The organism is Streptococcus sp. 2100, from assembly GCF_013276335.1.
Lineage (GTDB): Bacteria > Bacillota > Bacilli > Lactobacillales > Streptococcaceae > Streptococcus > Streptococcus pseudopneumoniae.
This window is the reverse complement of the sequence record NZ_VMKV01000033.1, coordinates 18,539-37,054: the sequence shown is the minus strand read 5'-3', so window position 1 is coordinate 37,054 and position 18,516 is coordinate 18,539. Positions and strand designations below refer to the sequence as shown.

At 42.2% G+C, this 18,516-nt stretch carries 22 protein-coding genes; 21 read left to right on the top strand and 1 reads right to left on the bottom strand.

The annotated features are described in order from the left end of the window. Positions 1-143 precede the first annotated feature (143 nt). From HT669_RS05805 to yaaA, 6 genes are all read left to right on the top strand, one after another. The gene (locus HT669_RS05805; RefSeq protein WP_172922210.1) at positions 144-2,840 is read left to right on the top strand and encodes a cation-translocating P-type ATPase; all 2,697 of its coding nucleotides are present in this window, start codon (positions 144-146) and stop codon (positions 2,838-2,840) included. A 12-nt stretch (positions 2,841-2,852) separates the two neighbouring features. Continuing rightward, positions 2,853-3,650: a glutathione-dependent disulfide-bond oxidoreductase gene (gene yghU / locus HT669_RS05800; RefSeq protein WP_001277397.1), complete on the top strand. Its 798-nt coding sequence runs from the start codon at positions 2,853-2,855 to the stop codon at positions 3,648-3,650. Positions 3,651-3,867: 217 nt separating this feature from the next. Beyond that, complete coding sequence (locus HT669_RS05795; protein WP_000412227.1) at positions 3,868-4,278, top strand: peptide deformylase; 411 nt, start codon at positions 3,868-3,870, stop codon at positions 4,276-4,278. An 11-nt stretch (positions 4,279-4,289) separates the two neighbouring features. Continuing rightward, positions 4,290-5,885, top strand: a complete 1,596-nt coding sequence (locus HT669_RS05790; protein ID WP_000822860.1) for a hypothetical protein — start codon at positions 4,290-4,292, stop codon at positions 5,883-5,885. Positions 5,886-6,063: 178 nt separating this feature from the next. Further along, positions 6,064-6,228: a YczI family protein gene (locus HT669_RS05785; protein ID WP_000508264.1), complete on the top strand. Its 165-nt coding sequence runs from the start codon at positions 6,064-6,066 to the stop codon at positions 6,226-6,228. A gap of 183 nt (positions 6,229-6,411) precedes the next feature. Beyond that, the gene (yaaA, locus tag HT669_RS05780) at positions 6,412-7,140 is read left to right on the top strand and encodes a peroxide stress protein YaaA (RefSeq protein ID WP_023933180.1); all 729 of its coding nucleotides are present in this window, start codon (positions 6,412-6,414) and stop codon (positions 7,138-7,140) included. Between the two features lie 126 nt (positions 7,141-7,266). Here yaaA and HT669_RS05775 read toward each other — a convergent pair whose 3' ends face one another. Further along, positions 7,267-7,815 carry an NADPH-dependent FMN reductase gene (locus tag HT669_RS05775; RefSeq protein ID WP_000039623.1) on the bottom strand — a complete coding sequence of 183 codons (549 nt, stop codon included), beginning with the start codon at positions 7,813-7,815 and terminating at the stop codon, positions 7,267-7,269. A gap of 257 nt (positions 7,816-8,072) precedes the next feature. On the opposite strand from HT669_RS05775, the gene HT669_RS05770 reads away from it, so the two are divergent. The 15 genes from HT669_RS05770 to HT669_RS05700 all read left to right on the top strand — a co-directional run bounded on the left by HT669_RS05770 (position 8,073) and on the right by HT669_RS05700 (position 18,512). Further along, a complete protein-coding gene (locus HT669_RS05770; protein WP_000747177.1) occupies positions 8,073-8,561 on the top strand; it encodes a DUF5590 domain-containing protein in 489 nt (162 codons plus the stop codon). Continuing rightward, the gene (locus HT669_RS05765) at positions 8,558-9,745 is read left to right on the top strand and encodes a pyridoxal phosphate-dependent aminotransferase (protein ID WP_000777796.1); all 1,188 of its coding nucleotides are present in this window, start codon (positions 8,558-8,560) and stop codon (positions 9,743-9,745) included. The genes HT669_RS05770 and HT669_RS05765 overlap by 4 nt, the downstream gene beginning before the upstream one ends. Further along, positions 9,738-10,103 (top strand): VOC family protein, encoded by a 366-nt coding sequence (locus tag HT669_RS05760; RefSeq protein ID WP_000565214.1) that lies wholly within the window; start codon positions 9,738-9,740, stop codon positions 10,101-10,103. Before HT669_RS05765 ends, HT669_RS05760 begins: the two co-directional genes overlap by 8 nt. A gap of 16 nt (positions 10,104-10,119) precedes the next feature. Next, positions 10,120-11,466 carry an asparagine--tRNA ligase gene (asnS, locus tag HT669_RS05755; RefSeq protein WP_161802379.1) on the top strand — a complete coding sequence of 449 codons (1,347 nt, stop codon included), beginning with the start codon at positions 10,120-10,122 and terminating at the stop codon, positions 11,464-11,466. A 152-nt stretch (positions 11,467-11,618) separates the two neighbouring features. Then, positions 11,619-11,909 carry a 30S ribosomal protein S6 gene (gene rpsF, locus HT669_RS05750; RefSeq protein ID WP_001151784.1) on the top strand — a complete coding sequence of 97 codons (291 nt, stop codon included), beginning with the start codon at positions 11,619-11,621 and terminating at the stop codon, positions 11,907-11,909. A gap of 11 nt (positions 11,910-11,920) precedes the next feature. Further along, on the top strand, positions 11,921-12,391 hold the full coding sequence (gene ssbA / locus HT669_RS05745) for a single-stranded DNA-binding protein SsbA (protein ID WP_000609606.1): 471 nt from the start codon (positions 11,921-11,923) through the stop codon (positions 12,389-12,391). Between the two features lie 31 nt (positions 12,392-12,422). Next, positions 12,423-12,662, top strand: coding sequence for a 30S ribosomal protein S18 (gene rpsR / locus HT669_RS05740; RefSeq protein WP_000068664.1), 240 nt, complete (start codon positions 12,423-12,425; stop codon positions 12,660-12,662). A gap of 171 nt (positions 12,663-12,833) precedes the next feature. Continuing rightward, positions 12,834-13,337 carry a GNAT family N-acetyltransferase gene (locus tag HT669_RS05735; protein ID WP_031222773.1) on the top strand — a complete coding sequence of 168 codons (504 nt, stop codon included), beginning with the start codon at positions 12,834-12,836 and terminating at the stop codon, positions 13,335-13,337. Between the two features lie 82 nt (positions 13,338-13,419). Beyond that, on the top strand, positions 13,420-14,820 hold the full coding sequence (locus tag HT669_RS05730; protein ID WP_023940251.1) for a bifunctional Cof-type HAD-IIB family hydrolase/peptidylprolyl isomerase: 1,401 nt from the start codon (positions 13,420-13,422) through the stop codon (positions 14,818-14,820). Position 14,821: 1 nt separating this feature from the next. Continuing rightward, the gene (locus tag HT669_RS05725) at positions 14,822-15,181 is read left to right on the top strand and encodes a S1 RNA-binding domain-containing protein (protein WP_000689593.1); all 360 of its coding nucleotides are present in this window, start codon (positions 14,822-14,824) and stop codon (positions 15,179-15,181) included. Between the two features lie 53 nt (positions 15,182-15,234). Further along, positions 15,235-15,984 carry a tRNA1(Val) (adenine(37)-N6)-methyltransferase gene (locus HT669_RS05720; protein WP_000390770.1) on the top strand — a complete coding sequence of 250 codons (750 nt, stop codon included), beginning with the start codon at positions 15,235-15,237 and terminating at the stop codon, positions 15,982-15,984. Then, the gene (locus tag HT669_RS05715) at positions 15,974-16,258 is read left to right on the top strand and encodes a GIY-YIG nuclease family protein (protein WP_023940249.1); all 285 of its coding nucleotides are present in this window, start codon (positions 15,974-15,976) and stop codon (positions 16,256-16,258) included. Before HT669_RS05720 ends, HT669_RS05715 begins: the two co-directional genes overlap by 11 nt. Positions 16,259-16,343: 85 nt before the next feature. Beyond that, positions 16,344-17,279, top strand: a complete 936-nt coding sequence (locus HT669_RS05710) for a manganese-dependent inorganic pyrophosphatase (protein WP_023940247.1) — start codon at positions 16,344-16,346, stop codon at positions 17,277-17,279. 86 nt (positions 17,280-17,365) lie between these two features. Further along, entirely contained in the window at positions 17,366-17,878 is a 513-nt protein-coding gene (locus tag HT669_RS05705) for a YiiX/YebB-like N1pC/P60 family cysteine hydrolase (RefSeq protein WP_023940246.1), read from the top strand. Next, positions 17,862-18,512, top strand: a complete 651-nt coding sequence (locus tag HT669_RS05700; protein WP_079247576.1) for a DUF1803 domain-containing protein — start codon at positions 17,862-17,864, stop codon at positions 18,510-18,512. The genes HT669_RS05705 and HT669_RS05700 overlap by 17 nt, the downstream gene beginning before the upstream one ends. The last annotated feature ends 4 nt before the right edge of the window (positions 18,513-18,516 follow it).

Genomic DNA, 18,516 nt, shown 5'->3' with positions numbered 1-18,516 from the left:
TTTTATACTGAAAAGTATGTTTTCCGGCCCTATCTTAAATAGCGAGACTTGTTATGATTAACAGGTCTCTTTTTGTTTGTCGTGAAAAGATGCGATGAGGGAAAAGAGAGTCTGTTTTGCACACAATGTCAAGGAGGAGACACATGTCAAAAGAACAAGAACGCCAAGCGTTTTACACTCAGAGTCCTGAAGAGGTCTTGAAGGCTGTGGATGCGACCGAGCAAGGTTTGTCATCAAGTGAGGCGGAAAAGCGCCTTGCCGAATTTGGCCACAATGAACTCGAAGAAGGCGAGAAACGATCAATCCTGGTCAAATTCATCGAGCAATTTAAGGATTTGATGATTATCATCCTAGTTGCAGCAGCAATCTTGTCAGTCGTGACTTCTGGTGGGGAAGATATCGCAGATGCCATTATCATTTTAGCCGTGGTTATCATTAACGCTGCCTTTGGTGTTTACCAAGAAGGAAAAGCAGAAGAAGCTATCGAAGCCCTCAAATCCATGTCTAGTCCAGCAGCCCGCGTTCTGCGTGATGGGCACATGACTGAGATTGACTCTAAAGAATTGGTACCTGGAGATATCGTTGCCCTTGAAGCTGGTGACGTAGTACCAGCAGACCTACGTTTGCTAGAAGCCAACTCTCTTAAGATCGAAGAGGCTGCTCTGACAGGTGAGTCTGTACCGGTTGAAAAAGACTTGACAGTCGAGCTTGCGACAGATGCTGGTATTGGTGACCGTGTCAATATGGCCTTCCAAAACTCAAACGTAACCTACGGTCGTGGGATGGGAGTTGTTGTCAATACAGGTATGTACACGGAAGTTGGTCATATCGCGGGCATGCTTCAAGACGCTGATGAGACGGATACACCCCTCAAACAAAACTTGAACAACCTTTCTAAGGTCTTGACCTATGCAATCTTGGTCATTGCCCTTGTTACTTTTGTAGTGGGTGTCTTCATTCAAGGGAAGGATCCACTTGGTGAGTTGTTGACTTCTGTTGCCCTTGCCGTTGCAGCCATTCCAGAAGGACTTCCTGCTATCGTGACCATCGTTCTTTCCCTTGGTACTCAAGTTTTAGCCAAACGACATTCCATCGTTCGTAAGTTGCCAGCAGTTGAAACACTTGGTTCAACTGAAATCATCGCTTCTGATAAGACTGGTACGCTGACCATGAACAAGATGACAGTTGAAAAAATCTTCTACGATGCAGTCCTACATGACTCAGCTGATGACATTGAACTGGGTCTTGAAATGCCCCTCCTTCGTTCAGTTGTCTTGGCCAATGATACGAAAATCGATGTGGAAGGCAACCTGATTGGTGATCCAACCGAAACAGCCTTTATCCAGTATGCCTTGGACAAGGGCTACGATGTCAAAGAATTTTTAGACAAATATCCTCGTATGGCGGAGTTGCCATTTGACTCTGACCGTAAGCTCATGTCAACAGTTCATCCACTTGCAGATGGACGCTTCCTCGTAGCTGTTAAAGGTGCGCCAGACCAACTCTTGAAACGTTGTGTTCTTCGTGATAAGGCTGGGGATATTGCTCCGATTGATGAGAAGGTCACAAACCTCATTCATACAAACAATTCTGAAATGGCCCACCAAGCCTTGCGTGTCCTTGCAGGTGCGTATAAGATTATCGATAGCATTCCAGAAAACCTCACTTCTGAAGAGCTGGAAAATAATTTAATCTTCACTGGTTTGATTGGGATGATTGATCCTGAACGTCCTGAAGCCGCTGAGGCTGTTCGTGTGGCTAAGGAAGCTGGAATTCGTCCAATCATGATTACAGGTGACCACCAAGACACCGCAGAAGCTATTGCCAAACGTTTGGGAATCATTGATGCAAACGATACAGAAGACCACGTTTTAACTGGTGCTGAGCTCAACGAATTATCTGATGAAGACTTTGAAAAAGTTGTTGGTCAATACTCTGTTTATGCCCGTGTGTCTCCAGAGCACAAGGTTCGTATCGTCAAGGCTTGGCAAAAACAAGGTAAGGTCGTTGCCATGACAGGTGACGGTGTCAATGATGCCCCAGCTCTGAAAACAGCAGACATCGGTATCGGTATGGGAATCACTGGTACAGAGGTTTCTAAGGGGGCTTCTGATATGATTCTTGCAGATGATAACTTTGCGACTATTATCGTCGCAGTGGAAGAAGGACGTAAGGTCTTCTCAAACATTCAAAAGACTATTCAGTACCTACTTTCTGCCAATACTGCTGAAGTATTAACCATCTTCCTATCAACCTTGTTTGGTTGGGATGTCTTACAGCCGGTTCATCTTTTGTGGATCAACTTGGTAACGGATACCTTCCCAGCTATCGCTCTTGGTGTTGAACCTGCGGAGCCTGGTGTCATGAATCATAAACCACGTGGACGCAAGGCAAGCTTCTTCTCAGGTGGTGTTTTGAGTTCTATCATTTATCAAGGTGTACTCCAAGCAGCTCTTGTTATGAGTGTTTATGGCCTTGCGATTGCTTACCCAGTTCATGTGGGTGACAATCATGCTATTCATGCAGATGCCCTAACGATGGCCTTTGCAACCCTTGGTTTGATTCAGCTCTTCCATGCCTACAATGTCAAGTCTGTCTACCAATCCATCTTGACAGTTGGCCCATTCAAGTCTAAGACCTTTAACTGGTCCATCTTGGTATCCTTTATCCTTCTCATGGCAACAATCGCTGTAGAACCGCTTGAAGGAATCTTCCACGTAACCAAACTAGACTTGTCACAATGGGGAATTGTTATGGCTGGAAGCTTCTCAATGATTATCATCGTCGAAATCGTTAAGTTTATTCAACGCAAACTCGGTTTTGACAAGAATGCGATTTAAGGGAGGTTTCGGATGTCAGCATATCAATTACCGACCGTATGGCAGGATGAAGCTAGTAATCAAGGAGCCTTTACGGGCTTAAATAAACCAACAGCAGGTGCCCGTTTCGAACAAAACTTGCCAAAAGGAGAACAAGCTTTTCAGCTTTATTCACTGGGAACACCAAATGGTGTGAAGGTCACTATCTTATTGGAAGAATTACTAGAGGCTGGTTTTAAGGAAACGGCTTACGACTTGTATAAGATTGCTATCATGGATGGGGATCAATTTGGTTCAGACTTCGTAAAGCTCAATCCAAATTCCAAGATTCCAGCCTTGTTGGACCAGTCAGGAACTGAAGAAGTAAGAGTCTTTGAATCTGCTCATATTCTCCTTTATCTTGCTGAGAAATTTGGAGCCTTTCTACCAAGTAATCCTGTGGAAAAGGTAGAAGTTTTGAATTGGCTATTCTGGCAAGCTGGGGCTGCACCTTTTCTAGGTGGGGGATTTGGACATTTCTTTAATTATGCCCCTGAAAAATTGGAATATCCTATTAACCGTTTTACGATGGAAGTGAAACGCCAGTTGGATTTATTGGATAAGGAATTGACTCAGAAACCTTATATTGCAGGCAATGACTATACGATTGCAGATATTGCCATCTGGTCTTGGTATGGACAGTTAGTTCAAGGAAAACTTTACCAAGGTTCTGCAAAATTCTTGGATGCCTCAAGTTACCAGAATTTAGTAAAATGGGCAGAAAAAATTGCCAATCGTCCAGCTGTTAAGCGTGGGATGGAAGTAATTTATAAAGAAATTAATACTCTTTGAAAATCTCTTCAAACCACGTCAGCGTCGCCTTGCCGTANNGTGTTTTGAGCAACCTGTGCTAGCTTCCTAGTTTGCTTTTTGATTTTCATTGAGTATAAGTAGCAAAAAAGTCATCTTCGGATGGCTTTTTGCTACAGTTGAGGGAAAGGGCTTGCAGTTATCGGCTTTTGTGCTATAATTGTTATAATATAGTAAAAAACAAGAGGAGTGTGAGGAAGTGGAAAAGAAAATTGTAAAAGATATTTTGTTTTTATCTCAGGTATCTCAGCCGGCAAGTCAGGAAGACCTTTATCTTGCCAGAGATTTGCAGGATACACTCTTAGCAAATCGTGAGACCTGCATTGGTCTAGCTGCCAATATGATTGGGGTGCAAAAGCGCGTGATTATCTTTAATCTTGGCTTGGTTCCCGTGGTCATGTTTAACCCAGTGCTTCTGTCCTTTGAAGGATCCTATGAGGCAGAAGAAGGCTGTTTGTCCTTGGTAGGTGTGAGATCAACTAAGCGTTATGAAACCATAAGGCTTGCCTATCGTGACAGCAAGTGGCAGGAACAGACCATTACCTTGACAGGCTTCCCAGCTCAGATTTGCCAGCATGAGCTGGATCACTTGGAAGGACGAATCATTTAGGAGGAAAGCAAATGAAACGAATAGTCTTTGAACTTATTTTTATCGCAACGACCTGGTATATCTTTTTACCGCCCCTTAACCTGACCAGCTGGGAATTTCTCTTCTTCCTCTGTGGGCATTTGTTAGTTGTGGCAATCTTATTTGGCTTTGGCAAGGGGATAAACCTTGTCAAAACGGTTCATGTGCGCCACGGTAAGGCGGAAGCTGCCTTAAATCTTGAGGGTTTCAAAATCAATCGGTTAGGGAAAATTCTGTTAGCTTCGATTGGAGGAATTCTTCTCTTGGCAGCTTTGGTTTCCTTGGTAACTTCCAGCATGTTTCAGGCTAAAAATTATGCCAATGTAGTCACGGTTACGGAAAAAGACTTTACTGAATTTCCTAAGAGTGACACCAGTAAGGTTCCTATCTTAGATAGAAGTACTGCTGAAAAAATTGGTGACCGCTACTTGGGTTCCCTAACAGATAAGGTGTCGCAGTACGTAGCGGCAGATACCTATACCCAATTGACAATTGATGGGAAACCTTATCGAGTGACGCCACTAGAATACGCAGACCCTATCAAGTGGTTTAACAATCAAGCTAAGGGAATCGGTGAGTATATCAAGGTGGACATGGTAACTGGAAATGCGGATTTGGTGGACTTGAAGACACCAATCAAGTATTCAGACTCGGAGTATTTTAACCGTGATGTCAAACGTCACCTGCGCTTGAAGTACCCGACCAAAATCTTTAAAACTCCATCTTTTGAGGTGGACGATGAGGGCAATCCTTTCTATGTAGCAACGGTTTACCAAAAGCAATTTGGACTTGCGGTTCCTCGTCCTGCTTCAGTCATTATCTTGGATGCTACAAATGGAGAAACCAAGGAATACAGCTTATCAGATGTTCCAGAATGGGTGGATAGGATCTATCCAGCAGAGGAAACCATTGAGCAAATCAACTACAACGGCAAGTACAAGGACGGTTTCTTGAATGCCATGATTTCCAAGAAAAATGTGACCCAGACTACCAATGGCTATAATTACTTGTCTATCGGTAATGACATCTATCTCTACACAGGTGTGACGTCGGCTAATGCGGATGAGAGTAATCTTGGTTTCATCCTTGAAAATATGCGAACAGGAGAAATTACTAAGTATAGCTTGGCTTCTGCGACAGAAGAATCAGCCCGTGAATCAGCAGAAGGTGCTGTTCAGGAGAAATCCTACAAAGCAACCTTCCCAATCCTCATCAACCTCAATGACAAGCCTTTCTACATCATGGGTTTGAAGGACAATGCTGGCTTGGTCAAAGAGTATGCTCTAGTAGACGCAGTCGAGTACCAAAATGTTATCGTAGCTACTACAGTGGAAGAGATGCTCAGCAAGTATGCCAATAAAAACGACCTTGAAATTGACAATGCAACGACAGAAAGCATCAAGGGAGTAGTAGCAGACCTCAAATCAGCTGTTATCAAGGGCGACACCGTCTACTTCTTTAAAGTTGATGGCAAGATTTACAAGGTTAAGGCCTCAGTATCAGATGACCTTCCTTACCTTGAAAATGGTAGAACCTTCGAAGGTCAAGTAGGAAAAGACAGCTATCTCAAGACCTTTAAAGTACAGTAATACTCTGCGAAAATCTCTTCAAACCACGTCAACTTTATCTGCAACCTCAAAGCTGTGCTTTGAGCAACCTGCGGCTAGTTTCCTAGTTTGTTCTTTGATTTTCATTGAGTATAAAAAAGGTTTATTTAAGAAATATATGTTATAATAAAATAAATTAAGACTAATGGAGGACAAAGAAATGGGTTTTTATTTGATGCTTGCTTCAATGCTACTTGGACTGCTCGCTTTGAAGATAGGTTTTTCTCAGTTCAAGGAGAAAAAAGATAAATTCTTATCTATCTTAACAAGTTTAGCTGGCGCAGCCCTTGTTCTCGTGGCTATCTGGTTAGGATGGCCCAAATAAATAGAGAAGCCTCGGTCAAACCGAGGTTTTTCATACTCTTCGAAAATCTCTTCAAACCGCGTCAGCTTCGCCTTGCCGTACTCAAGTACAGCCTGCGGCTAGCTTCCTAGTTTGCTCTTTGATTTTCATTGAGTATCAGATGAATTTCTTGGTTGTGGCTAAAAAATATGCTACACTATCAATATGAAAATTTTAATCCCTACAGCAAAAGAAATGAACACAGACTTGCCGAGTATCGAGGCAACACCTTTAATACCAGAAAGTCAGGCCGTGCTGGATGCCTTGGCCCTCTATTCTGCTAGTCAATTGGAGAGTTTTTATAAGGTATCAGCCGAGAAGGCTGCGGAAGAATGTCAAAATATCCAAGCTTTGAAAAGGCAAACTGCTCAACACTACCCAGCTCTTAAACTTTTTGATGGGCTTATGTACCGCCATATCAAGCGAGATAAGTTGACCGAGGCGGAACAAGCCTATCTTGAAAATCATGTCTTTATTACTTCGGCTTTGTACGGTGTCGTTCCAGCCTTGTCATCTATGGCCCCTCACCGTTTGGACTTTTTGATGAAGTTAAAAGTCGCTGGTAAGACTTTAAAGAGTCATTGGAAGGCAGCCTATGATGAAGCTGTGAAGCAGGAAGAAGTGATTTTCTCCCTCTTGTCGTCCGAGTTTGAGACGGTATTTTCTAAGGAAATCAGAGAAAAAATGGTGATCTTCAAATTTATGGAGGATAGAGGCGGTCAGCTGAAAATTCACTCAACCATTTCCAAGAAAGCGCGTGGTGCCTTCCTGACAGCCCTGATAGAAAATCAAGTACAGACGGTGGAGGAAGCTCGTCGCTTAAGCTTTGCAGGATTTACCTACCGAGAAGATCTGTCCCAGCCACAGGAATTGGTTTTTGTTAAGGAAGTATAGAAATCAGATATTTTGTATTTGGCAATATGTATCATCAGCTATTTTAGTTTATAAATGAGAAAAAAAGCGAACAAGCTAGTCTTCTGAGTGTCAGAAAAGTAGTCTTGTTCGCTTTTATTATGTTAGTTACTTGATCGCATTGACCAAGTCTTCCGCTTGTTTTTCAAGTGAGTTTAGGACTGTTTCTTCAAGAACCAATTTTCCGTCTGCCCAAGCAGAGTCATTGACACGTGCAGCAGTGAAATCACCAACGATTTGTGTACGGATAAATGGCAAGAGGTCTTTGTAAATAGCGAAAAGTTGATCGTGACCGGCATTGGCTACAGATGATACGGTGACAAACTTGTCTTGAAGGGCAGAAGCGCCACGTGTATCAGACAAGTCAAGGGCGCGAGATAGCCAGTCAAGCAAGTTTTTTACTGTTCCAGGGATAGAGAAGTTGTAGACTGGAGAGAAGATCCAGATAGCATCCGCAGCGAGAACCGCTTCACGAGCAGTAGCTACAGCTGGATGAGTTGGAACTTCCAAATCTTGGCTGAAGAGAGGAAGGGCTGAATAATCAAGGTAGCTAACTTCCGCTTTACCAGCAAGTGCTTTCTCAGCTTCGAGCGCCATTTGGTGGTTGAAAGAACCTTGGCGTAGTGATCCGACGATAAATAATACTTTTTTAGACATGATGTGTCTCCTTTTTCTTAAATTTACGAGAATTTTCTCGTTGTTATAAAATATATTACAACAAAGCAAAACAACTTGCAAGAAATTTGCTCAGAGTTTATTTGAAAATTGTAAAATTTCGGAAACTCTAGTCATTTGTGACTGAAAAAGTAAGAACTGTTTCACTTTCAAAATCGGTTTTGTTTGAAGGAAGAAATAAAGTGCGATTGTTCTTGCATTCACTTGTAATAAAGCCCAATAGATGGTAAAATAGACGAGTGAAAAAAAGACAAAAAAAAGCAAAAAATAATCTACTGTGGCAGTATGGTCTAGGGATGACGATTTTGTTTGTGGTTATCAGTGCTTCCTTTCTGTATCTAGTGTTTCTGAGTATGAAACCTTATCAAACAGCTAAAAGTGAAGGAGAAAAATTAGCTCAGCAGTATGCAGGATTAGAGCAGGCTGATCAGGTTGACTTATACAATGGCTTGGAATCCTATTATAGCGTTCTTGGCCGTAATAAAAAACAAGAAGCACTTGCTGTCCTGATTGGAAAAGATGACCACAATATTTACGTTTATCAGCTAAATCAAGGTGTTTCACAAGAAAAAGCAGAAGCTGTTTCGAAGGAAAAAGGAGCTGGCGAGATTGACAAGATTACCTTTGGCCGTTATCAAGACAAACCAATCTGGGAAGTCAAGTCAGGCTCTGATTTTTATCTAGTAGATTTTGAAACAGGAGTATTGGTCAATAAGGAGGGCCTATGAAACTATCCAACCGTGTTTTAGAAATGGAAGAAAGTGTGACCTTGGCTGCTGGAGCTCGTGCCAAAGCACTCAAGTCTGAGGGAAGAGATATCCTGTCTCTAACCTTGGGTGAGCCAGATTTCACTACTCCAAAAAATATCCAAGATGCCGCCATTGCATCGATTCGAGATGGGCGTGCTTCTTTTTATACAGTAACCTCAGGCCTGCCAGAGCTCAAGGCAGCGGTCAATACTTACTTTGAACGCTTTTACGGCTATTCTGTAGCGCCAAATCAAGTGACAGTCGCTGCTGGAGCCAAATATTCTCTCTATACCTTCTTTATGGCTGTGGTCAATCCAGGTGATGAAGTTATCATCCCAACCCCCTACTGGGTAAGCTATGGAGACCAGGTCAAGATGGCAGAAGGTGTGCCAGTCTTTGTTCCTGCTAAGGAAGATAATCACTTTAAGGTGACCGTAGAGCAGTTAGAAGCAGCTCGCACAGACAAGACCAAGGTTTTGGTGCTGAATTCGCCATCCAATCCGACAGGTATGATTTACACCCGTGAGGAACTCTTGGCAATCGGAAACTGGGCTGTAGAAAAGGATATTCTCATTCTAGCAGATGATATCTATGGGCGCTTGGTCTATAATGGTCATGAGTTCACACCGATTTCTAGCCTATCTGAGGCAATTCGCAAGCAAACAGTGGTCATCAATGGTGTGTCTAAAATCTATGCCATGACAGGTTGGCGGATTGGCTATGCCGTTGGAGAAGCAAACATTATTGCTGCCATGTCCAAGATTGCAGGTCAAACAACTTCGAATCCGTCAGCAGTAGCCCAGTATGCAGCAGTTGAGGCTCTATCAGGTGAGCAAGATACTGTAGAAAGCATGCGTCAGGCTTTTGAGGAACGTCTCAATACCATCTATCCCCTTCTTGCTGAGGTGCCAGGATTTGAAGTGCTCAAACCGCAAGGAGCTTTCTATCTCTTCCCAAATGTCAAAAAAGCTATGGAGATGAAAGGCTATACAGATGTGACAGATTTTACAACCGCTATCCTAGAAGAAGCCGAAGTGGCCTTGGTAACAGGAGCAGGATTCGGAGCACCAGAAAATGTCCGCCTCAGCTATGCGACAGACCTAGACACGCTTAAAGAAGCAGTTAAACGCTTGAAAGCATTTATGGGTAGTGAGAATGATTGATCATTTTGAGATTAAGGTAAAGGATTTACAAATTTCAGAAGGATTTTATAAGAGTTTTCTCGCTCCTTTGGGCTATAAATTGGCTTTTAAGACTAGTTCTCTAATCAGTTTTCTTGCCCCGAACAGCCCTCATCCTGGTGGTGATTTTTGGCTGGCTCAGGGGACACAAGATCCTATTCACTTTGCTTTTTTAGCAGAAAATAAGGAAGAAGTTCAGGCTTGTTATGAGGCTGGTTTAGAGGCAGGTGGGCGAGACAATGGGGCTCCTGATTATCGCAGTGAGCATCCGATTTACTACGCTGCTTTTGTGATTGACCCAGATGGGAACAATATAGAAGTGGTTTGCCATAAAGAATAAAAAAGAAAAAGGAAAAATAATGACAAAACGTGTAACGATTATTGATGTAAAAGACTATGTTGGTCAGGAAGTGACGATTGGCGCTTGGGTTGCCAACAAATCAGGAAAAGGGAAAATTGCCTTCTTGCAATTGCGTGATGGAACAGCCTTCTTCCAAGGTGTGGCTTTTAAACCAAACTTTGTCGAAAAATTTGGTGAAGAAGTAGGACTTGAGAAGTTTGATGTCATCAAACGCTTGAGCCAAGAAACGTCTGTTTATGTGACAGGTATTGTCAAAGAGGACGAACGTTCTAAATTTGGCTATGAGTTGGACATCACAGACATCGAAGTGATCGGTGAATCTCAAGACTACCCAATCACACCAAAAGAACACGGTACAGACTTTTTGATGGACAACCGTCACTTGTGGCTCCGTTCTCGTAAGCAAGTGGCCGTGATGCAAATCCGTAACGCTATTATCCATGCAACTTATGAGTTCTTTGACAAGAACGGTTTCATGAAATTTGACAGCCCAATTCTTTCAGGAAATGCGGCAGAAGATTCAACAGAACTCTTTGAAACGGACTACTTCGGAACGCCAGCCTACTTGAGCCAATCAGGTCAGCTTTACCTAGAAGCAGGTGCTATGGCTCTTGGTCGTGTCTTTGACTTTGGTCCAGTTTTCCGTGCTGAAAAATCAAAAACGCGCCGTCACTTGACCGAGTTCTGGATGATGGATGCAGAGTACTCATACTTGACACATGATGAGTCGCTTGACTTGCAAGAAGCTTATGTGAAAGCTCTTCTACAAGGTGTTCTTGACCGTGCGCCTCAAGCCTTGGAAACCTTGGAACGTGATACAGAGCTCTTGAAACGCTACATTGCAGAGCCATTCAAACGTATCACTTACGATCAAGCCATTGACCTCTTGCAAGAACATGAGAATGATGAAGACGCTGACTACGAACATCTTGAGCATGGTGATGACTTTGGTTCACCACATGAAACTTGGATTTCAAACCACTTTGGTGTGCCAACTTTTGTCACGAACTACCCAGCAGCCATCAAGGCCTTCTATATGAAACCAGTTCCTGGAAATCCAGAGCGCGTGCTTTGTGCAGACTTGCTTGCTCCAGAAGGTTACGGAGAAATCATCGGTGGTTCTATGCGTGAGGAAGACTATGATTCCCTTGTCGCTAAGATGGATGAACTTGGCATGGACCGTACAGAGTATGAATTCTACCTTGACCTTCGTAAATACGGTACAGTTCCACACGGTGGATTTGGTATCGGTATCGAGCGTATGGTAACCTTCGCAGCAGGAACAAAACATATCCGTGAAGCCATTCCATTCCCACGTATGTTACACCGTATTAAACCATAAGAACAGGAAAACGCCCATGTGGCGTTTTTTCGAATTCCAGAGTTTTTACTTGCGTAAAAAATTTTTTTCTAGTATAATAGTTTATTGTGAGCGAACCTCACTTACCCCTTGCAAAGTCTTGGGGTCATTAGACCAAAAGGAGGAACATATCAATGGCTAAATACGAAATTCTTTATATCATTCGTCCAAACATTGAAGAAGAAGCTAAAAACGCTTTGGTAGCACGTTTTGACTCTATTTTGACTGACAACGGTGCAACTGTTGTTGAATCAAAAACTTGGGAAAAACGTCGTCTTGCATACGAAATCAAAGATTTCCGTGAAGGACTTTACCACATCGTTAACGTTGAAGCAAACGACGATGCAGCTCTTAAAGAGTTTGACCGTCTTTCAAAAATCAACGCTGACATTCTTCGTCACATGATCGTCAAAACTGACGCGTAAGAAGGTAAACTATGATTAACAATGTTGTACTTGTAGGGCGTATGACACGTGACGCTGAGTTGCGTTATACCCCATCAAATGTAGCAGTTGCGACTTTTACTCTTGCAGTAAACCGTACATTTAAGAGTCAAAATGGCGAACGTGAGGCTGATTTTATCAATGTCGTTATGTGGCGCCAACAGGCTGAAAACCTTGCTAACTGGGCTAAAAAAGGCTCACTTATCGGGGTGACAGGCCGTATCCAGACTCGTAGTTACGATAACCAGCAAGGACAACGTGTCTACGTGACAGAAGTCGTGGCTGAGAATTTCCAAATGTTGGAAAGCCGTAGTGTGCGTGAAGGTCATACAGGTGGAGCTTACTCTGCCCCAACTGCAAACTATTCAGCACCTACAAATTCAGTGCCAGACTTTTCACGTGATGAAAATCCATTTGGAGCAACAAATCCATTGGATATTTCAGATGATGATTTACCATTCTAATGGACAACTAAAATTATAAAGGAGAAAAAACATGGCTCAACAACGTCGTGGCGGATTCAAACGCCGTAAAAAAGTTGATTACATCGCAGCAAACAAAATTGAATATGTTGATTACAAAGATACTGAGCTTCTTAGCCGTTTCGTTTCAGAACGTGGGAAAATCCTTCCTCGTCGTGTAACAGGAACTTCAGCTAAAAACCAACGTAAAGTAACAACAGCTATCAAACGCGCTCGCGTAATGGCTTTGATGCCTTTCGTAAACGAAGATTAAAGAAAAGACCCGGTTGGGTCTTTTTTTCAGGTCCAGTGGACCTCTTTTTCATGAGCTTGAAAACAAGAAAGTGAATTAAGACCCCGACGGGTCTTTTTTCACGAGATAGTTTTTTTCTGACCTTGGCGTGCTATAATAGTAATAGAAAGAGTAAAGGTGGGTAAGTCAAAGATGAATTGTACGATTAGAAATATGATTAAGTCTGATATTGAATCCTTATCTCATGGATTTATGAATCAAGGTTGGCCTGGTAGAGAGGAAATTTTGGCTAGATATTTTCTGGAACAGGAAAGTGGGGAGAGAGAAGTCTTAGTTGCAGAGATTGATGGTGCTGTAGCGGGCTACGTTACCATTTTGCCCTCTGCTAAACATGGTCCTTTTGCAGAAGTCTATCCAGAATTATCAGATTTTAATGTGTTTGAGCCTTTTCGAAATCAAGGGATTGGGAGTCAACTGCTAGAAGAGGCAGAAAATCGAGTTAAGTTTTTTTCAGACAAAGTGACGTTGGGTGTAGGTTTGCACTCAGGCTATGGACCTGCCCAGAGATTGTATATCAGACGGGGCTACATTCCAGATGGGACAGGTGTCTGGTATCGAAATCAACCCTTGGAAATGAATGCTACTATTCAAAATAATGATGATTTAGTTCTGTACTTATCAAAGAAGTTCGAATAAGAGATGGCGAATTTCTTTGAAAATAGGGGATTTAGCTACTTTATGGTATAATGGAAAGAGTTAGATTGAAAGAGGTAGTGAGATGGATGCCAAATTAAGATACAAGGCAAAAAAGATTAAGATTGTCTTTTTTGATATTGATGATACATTGCGAAATTCCAAGACAGGTTTTATTCCGTCTTCAATCCCAACTGTTTTTAAGCAATTACGTGAGAAAGGAATCTTGACAGGTATTGCTTCTGGACGGGGGATTTTTGGTGTTGTACCAGAGATTCGTGAACTGAATCCTGACTTTTTTGTGACCTTAAATGGGGCTTATATCGAAGATAAAAAAGGTCAGGTTATTTATCAACATCAGATTGAGAAGTCAGATGTTGAGGAGTATATTTCTTGGGCTAAGCAAGAGGAAATAGAGTATGGCTTGGTTGGGAGTCATGATGCCAAATTGTCGACTCGTACCGATATGATTAGTGAAGCTATCAATCCAATTTATCCCGATTTAGATGTAGATCCTGATTTCCATGAAAAAGAAAATATCTATCAGATGTGGACTTTTGAAGATAAAGGAGATGACTTGCACTTGCCTGACAGTCTCTCAGACAAACTTCGCATGGTTCGTTGGCATGAGCATTCGTCTGATATTGTGCCGATTTCAGGCTCCAAAGCGACGGGGGTGGAAAAGGTTGTGGAACATCTTGGCTTGAAACCAGAGAACGTCATGGTTTTTGGAGATGGCCTCAACGACTTGGAACTCTTTGATTATGCTGGAATCAGCGTTGCAATGGGAATTTCTCATGATAAGATCAAAGAAAAAGCAGATTATATTACAAAAGCACTAGAAGAAGATGGCATTTTTGATGCCTTAGAAGGATTTGGTATGGTAGAAAAAGAATTGCATTTCCCACAAGTAGACATTGAAACAGTAGAAGGTCCTATCGCGACTATTAAGACCAATCACGGAGACTTGCGTATTAAACTTTTCCCTGAACATGCTCCTAAAACAGTAGCTAACTTTGTAGCTCTTGCAAAAGATGGTTACTATGATGGTGTCATTTTCCACCGTATTATCAAGGACTTTATGATTCAAGGTGGAGACCCAACTGGAACTGGTATGGGTGGCGAGTCCATCTACGGCGAATCTTTTGAGGATGAATTCTCAGAAGAACTTTACAATGTCCGGGGTGCCCTTTCTATGGCCAATGCTGGTCCAAATACTAACGGCAGCCAGTTCTTTATCGTGCAAAACCAACACCTACCTTATTCTAAGAAAGAAATTGCTCGTGGTGGTTGGCCAGAACCGATTGCGGAAATCTATGCCAACCAAGGAGGAACTCCTCACCTAGACCGCCGTCATACTGTTTTTGGTCAGCTAGCTGATGAAGCTTCTTACGCTGTTTTGGATGCAATCGCTGCTGTTGAAACAGGGGCTATGGACAAGCCAGTTGAAGATGTTGTGATTGAAACAATTGAAATCGAGGACTAAGATGAAAATCGGTGATAAGCTAAAGGGCCGTATTACAGGGATTCAGCCCTACGGTGCCTTTGTTGAGCTAGAGACAGGTGATACGGGGCTGATTCACATTTCAGAGATTCGGACAGGCTTTATTGAAAATATTCATGAAGCCTTGAAAGTCGATGAAGAGGTTCAAGTTCAGGTAGTGGATTTAGATGAATTTACAGGGAAAGCAAGTCTTTCTATCCGCACTTTGGAGGAAGAAAAGCACCAGTTTCCGAGACGGAGACGCTTTTCAAGCGACCGTTTTAACTACGGCTTTGCGCCTCTTAAACGAATGATGCCAATTTGGACTAGAGAAGCCTTGCACTATTTAAAAAAGAAGAAGTAGTTTAGAATTTTATATTTTTTGTAATGTTAATATAAATCTGCTATAATAGAACCATGGAAGAAGAACAATTATTAAAATCAGGGGAGCGAATTAACCAGCTCTTCTCAACAGATATTAAAATCATTCAAAATAGAGAGGTTTTTAGCTATTCGGTGGATAGTGTTCTCTTGTCACGTTTTCCACGTTTTCCTAAAAAGGGCTTGATAGTGGATTTCTGCGCTGGGAATGGAGCGGTGGGGCTATTTGCTAGCACTCGTACTCAGGCACAGATTTTGGCTGTTGAGATTCAGGAGCGTTTGGCGGATATGGCTGAACGCTCTGTCCGTTTGAATGGTTTGGAAGAGCAGATGGAGGTCATCTGTGATGATTTGAAAAATATGCCTGCTTATATCCAGGGAAGTAAGGTGGATATGATTTTGTGTAATCCGCCCTATTTCAAGGTGGATCCTCATTCAAACCTGAACGAGAGTGAACATTATCTCTTGGCGCGACATGAAATCACGACCAATTTGCAGGAAATCTGTCGTAGTGCCCAGAGTATTCTCAAATCTAATGGGCGTTTGGCCATGGTTCATCGTCCTGATCGACTTCTGGATATTTTGGATACGTTACAACGGCATAATCTAGCCCCTAAGCGTCTGCAATTTGTCTATCCAAAAAAGGAAAAGGAAGCCAATATGCTCTTGATTGAAGCTATCAAGGATGGTTCAACAAGTGGCTTTAAGGTCTTACCACCTCTCATTGTTCACAATGATGATGGCTCTTATACGCCGGAACTCGAAGAGATTTATTATGGATTATAAGGCTTATATGTATGTGCTGGAGTGCCGTGACGGATCCTACTATACAGGCTATACGACTGATGTGAAGAGACGCCTCGCTGTCCATAATAGTGGGAAGGGAGCCAAATACACACGAGTACGCTTGCCAGTCAAACTCATCTATGCTCAAGGTTTTGCCAGTAAGGAAGAAGCCATGTCGGCAGAAGCCCTTCTCAAGCGTAAGAAACGACCACAGAAGGAAAGATTTTTATCTGAAAATCAAGATAGAAATTTACTCAGTTATTTTGAAGAGTAGCGGGGAGTCCTTTGACTCCTCTTACTTTTGTCAAAAAGCGAAAAAAATGCTACAATAAAGAGAATAAACAAAATGAGGTATTATCATGTCTAAGATTCTAGTATTTGGTCACCAAAATCCAGACTCAGATGCCATCGGGTCATCTGTAGCCTTTGCCTACCTTGCAAAAGAAGCTTACGGTTTGGATACGGAAGCTGTTGCTCTTGGAACTCCAAATGAAGAAACAGCCTTTGTCTTGAACTATTTTGGTGTAGAAGCACCGCGTGTTATTACTTCTGCCAAAGCAGAAGGAGCAGAGCAAGTTATCTTGACTGACCACAATGAATTCCAACAATCTGTATCAGATATCGCTGAAGTAGAAGTTTATGGTGTTGTAGACCACCACCGTGTGGCTAACTTTGAAACTGCAAGCCCACTCTACATGCGTTTGGAGCCAGTTGGTTCAGCGTCTTCAATCGTTTATCGTATGTTCAAAGAACATGGTGTAGCTGTGCCTAAAGAGATTGCTGGTTTGATGCTTTCAGGTTTGATTTCAGATACCCTTCTTTTGAAATCACCAACAACACATCCAACAGATAAGATTATTGCTCCTGAATTGGCTGAATTGGCTGGTGTAAACTTGGAAGAGTATGGTTTGGCTATGCTGAAAGCTGGTACAAACTTGGCTAGCAAATCTGCTGACGAATTGATTGACATCGATGCTAAGACTTTTGAACTCAATGGAAATAATGTCCGTGTTGCCCAAGTAAACACAGTGGACATCGCGGAAGTATTGGAACGCCAAGCAGAAATTGAAGCTGCAATGCAAGCTGCCAACACAGCAAACGGCTACTCTGACTTTGTCTTGATGATTACAGACATCGTCAACTCAAACTCAGAAATCCTAGCACTTGGTGCTAATATGGGCAAGGTTGAAGCAGCTTTCAACTTTAAACTTGCAGACAACCACGCCTTCCTTGCTGGTGCCGTTTCACGTAAGAAACAAGTGGTACCTCAATTGACTGAAAGCTTCAATGCTTAAGATTTTGAGTGTCAGTTCAAAATCGGAAAGGATAGTTTGCCTTATATCGAAAGGAGTTTCAGCTCCTTTTTTTCTAGGAGTGAAGCATGTTAGAAAATGGTGATTTAATTTTTGTGAGGGATCTTTCAGATATGGGACAGGCCATCCAGACTTCCACAGGCAACTATAACCATGTTGCCATTTATTTGGATGGGATGATTTACCATGCTAGTGGAAAATTTGGTGTAGTCTGTCAAGAACCAGCAGACTTCTTTGAGCCCAATCATTTGTACGACATCTATGTTTACCCAGAAATGGATATCCATTCGGTGAAGGAAAGAGCTTGTAAACATCTTGGAGCTCCCTACAATGCTTCTTTCTATCCAGATGGAGAAGGTTTTTACTGTTCCCAGTACATGGCAGAAATCCTACCGATTTTTGAAACCATACCCATGAAATTTGGGGATGGGGAGCAGGAGATTAGTGACTTTTGGAGAGAGTATTACAGAGAACTAGGTCTGCCTGTGCCTCTGAACCAAGCTGGGACCAATCCCAGTCAATTGGCAACATCGCCTCTATTACAATGTAAAGAAAGGAATCTTCATGATTCAGATTTTTAATCCATCTCGTTTGACTAGACAGCCATTTTTTAGAGAATTGATCCGCTATCTGGACCAGCATGATGATGTGATTCTACGGGAAATTAAGGCTCAATTTCCAGATGATGCAGTTGATAAACTCATGGAAGAGTATATAAAGGCAGGTTTGATTCTACGAGAAAATAAGCGTTATTACCTTAGTCTTCCTATGCTTGAATCACTCGATAGTCTTGAACTGGATCAAGAGATTTTTGTCAGCGAAGCTAGTCCGATCTATCAAGCCTTGTTACAGAAGAGTTTTGAGACGGAATTGCGCAATCAAACCAATGCAGCTATTTTAGTTGAAAAGACGGACTTTGCGAGATCAAAAATGACCTTGTCTAATTATTTCTACAAGGTCAAACATCAGTATCCTTTGACAGAAAAACAGCAGGAACTCTATGACATTTTAGGAGATGTTAATCCTGAGTATGCCCTCAAATACATGACAACTTTTTTGCTAAAATTTCTCAAAAAAGATCAACTGATGCAGAAACGCCGAGACATCTTTGTGGATAGTTTGGTCGTCCTAGGTTATATAGTCCAAAATGAAGATGGAAAGTATGAGTTGGCTGTCGATTTTGACAAGGAGAGATTAACTTTCTATTTAGTGTGATTGC